2 protein-coding genes and 2 pseudogenes are annotated in these 2,091 nt (G+C 60.8%); 3 read left to right on the top strand and 1 reads right to left on the bottom strand.

Annotated elements, in window-relative coordinates:
* Positions 1 to 165 precede the first annotated feature (165 nt).
* The 3 genes and pseudogenes from thiS (at position 166) to trmB (ending at position 1,744) form a co-directional block, all read left to right on the top strand.
* Complete coding sequence (gene thiS / locus AC1DVH_RS30205; protein ID WP_477756878.1) at positions 166 to 366, top strand: sulfur carrier protein ThiS; 201 nt, start codon at positions 166 to 168, stop codon at positions 364 to 366.
* A gap of 60 nt (positions 367 to 426) precedes the next feature.
* Entirely contained in the window at positions 427 to 1,221 is a 795-nt protein-coding gene (locus AC1DVH_RS30200) for a thiazole synthase (protein ID WP_007975390.1), read from the top strand.
* 9 nt (positions 1,222 to 1,230) lie between these two features.
* Positions 1,231 to 1,744 (top strand): annotated as a pseudogene (gene trmB, locus AC1DVH_RS30195) (tRNA (guanine(46)-N(7))-methyltransferase TrmB).
* A 156-nt stretch (positions 1,745 to 1,900) separates the two neighbouring features.
* Here trmB and AC1DVH_RS30190 read toward each other — a convergent pair.
* Positions 1,901 to 2,091, bottom strand: a pseudogene (locus AC1DVH_RS30190) (tRNA (guanosine(46)-N7)-methyltransferase TrmB); the annotation flags it as partial.

Genomic DNA, 2,091 nt, shown 5'->3' with positions numbered 1-2,091 from the left:
GTAGGAGCTGCCGCAGGCTGCGATCTTTTTATCTTACAAAATAAAAGTCAAAAGATCGCAGCCTGCGGCAGCTCCTACAGGATCGAGTTTCAAGACGAATGGCTTGGGTCGGCCTGACTGATCGGGCTAGAATGCCTGCCCCTAAAAATGATGGCGGCATCCGGCATGCGCATTCAGTTGAACGGCGAATCCTTTGAACTGCCCGACGGTGAAACCGTTGCGGCCCTGCTGAACCGTCTGGACCTGGCCGGACGCCGGGTGGCGGTGGAACTCAATCTGGATATCGTCCCGCGCAGTCAGCATGCAGACACCGCGTTGAACGACGGCGACAACGTCGAAGTGGTGCACGCCATCGGCGGCGGCTAGTAGCCTCGGCCGCGTGGCCACAGAATTCTGCAAGTACCTCACCCCTACAGAGGATTTCCCATGAGCATCGTTCGCAGCGACAAGCCTTTCGTCCTGGCCGGTCGTACTTACCAGTCGCGTTTGCTGGTCGGTACCGGCAAGTACCGTGACATGGAAGAAACCCGCCTGGCAATCGAAGCCTCAGGTGCCGAGATCGTCACTTTCGCCGTGCGCCGCACCAACCTTGGCCAGATCGAGGGCGAGCCGAACCTGCTCGAAGTGCTGTCGCCGGATCGCTACACCTTCCTGCCGAACACCGCCGGTTGCTACGACGCCATCGAAGCCGTGCGCACCTGCCGCTTGGCCCGTGAGCTGCTCGATGGCCACAACCTGGTGAAGCTGGAAGTGCTGGCCGACCAGAAAACCCTGTTCCCCAACGTGATTGAAACCCTCAAGGCCGCCGAAACGCTGGTCAAGGAAGGCTTCGACGTGATGGTCTACACCAGCGATGACCCGATCATCGCCCGGCAACTGGCGGAAATCGGCTGCATCGCCGTCATGCCGCTGGCTGGTCTGATCGGTTCGGGCCTGGGGATCTGCAACCCGTACAATCTGCAAATCATCCTGGAAGAAGCCAAGATTCCGGTGCTGGTGGATGCCGGTGTCGGTACTGCGTCCGACGCCACCATCGCCATGGAGCTGGGCTGTGATGCAGTGCTGATGAACTCGGCCATTGCCCACGCCCAGCAGCCGGTCATGATGGCTGAAGCCATGAAACATGCGATCGTCGCAGGCCGCCTGGCTTACCTCGCCGGCCGCATGCCGAAAAAACTCTATGCCAGCGCCTCTTCGCCGCTGGATGGTCTGATCAAGTAAGAGCCATTGATGACTGAATCGAACGACACGCCAATCCAGACGGAAGAAGGCGACGAGCGCCAACACCGCCGCATCAAGAGCTTCGTGATGCGCGCCGGGCGCATGACCGAAGGCCAGCAAAAGGGCCTGGAGCAGGGCACTCCGCTGTTCGTGCTGCCGCTGGCAGACGCGCCGGTGGATTTCGACCAGGTGTTCGGTCGCTCGGCACCGCGCTCGCTGGAAATCGGTTTCGGCATGGGCCATTCGTTGCTGGAAATGGCAGCGGCTGCGCCGGAGCAGGATTTCATCGGCGTCGAGGTTCACCGTCCGGGTGTCGGCGCGCTGCTCAATGGTGGCCACCGACTGGGAACCGTACGCCGAATACATGCTGGAAGTGATGAGCGTCGCGCCGGGCTACCGCAACCTCGCTGAAGACGGCAAGTGCGTTCCGCGCCCGGCCGAGCGGCCGATCACCAAGTTCGAACGCCGTGGCGAACGTCTTGGGCATGGCGTGTGGGATTTGAAGTTCGAGAAGCAGTCCTAAGCATCACCCAATACAAACTGYGGGAGCGACGGTGCGACGATTCGACTTGCTCGCGATGGCGGCCTGACAGTCAACAGAGATGTTGAATTTGATGGCCTCATCGCGAGCAAGTCGAATCGTCGCACCGTCGCTCCCACAGTTTGTATTGGGTGATGCTTAGGACTGCTTCTCGAACTTCAAATCCCACACGCCATGCCCAAGACGTTCGCCACGGCGTTCGAACTTGGTGATCGGCCGCTCGGCCGGGCGCGGAACGCACTTGCCGTCTTCAGCGAGGTTGCGGTAGCCCGGCGCGACGCTCATCACTTCCAGCATGTATTCGGCGTACGGTTCCCAGTCGGTGGCCA

This window comes from Pseudomonas sp. P4_C3 (assembly GCF_056402075.1).
The sequence above is the reverse complement of the archived record's forward strand: the minus strand, read 5'-3'. Positions and strand labels throughout refer to the sequence as shown.

What these genes read in the sequence shown, in the direction of transcription:
- thiS (WP_477756878.1), top strand. Translation starts at nt 166, where the DNA reads ATGCGCATTCAGTTGAACGGCGAATCCTTTGAACTGCCCGACGGTGAA.
- AC1DVH_RS30200 (WP_007975390.1), top strand. Translation starts at nt 427, where the DNA reads ATGAGCATCGTTCGCAGCGACAAGCCTTTCGTCCTGGCCGGTCGTACT.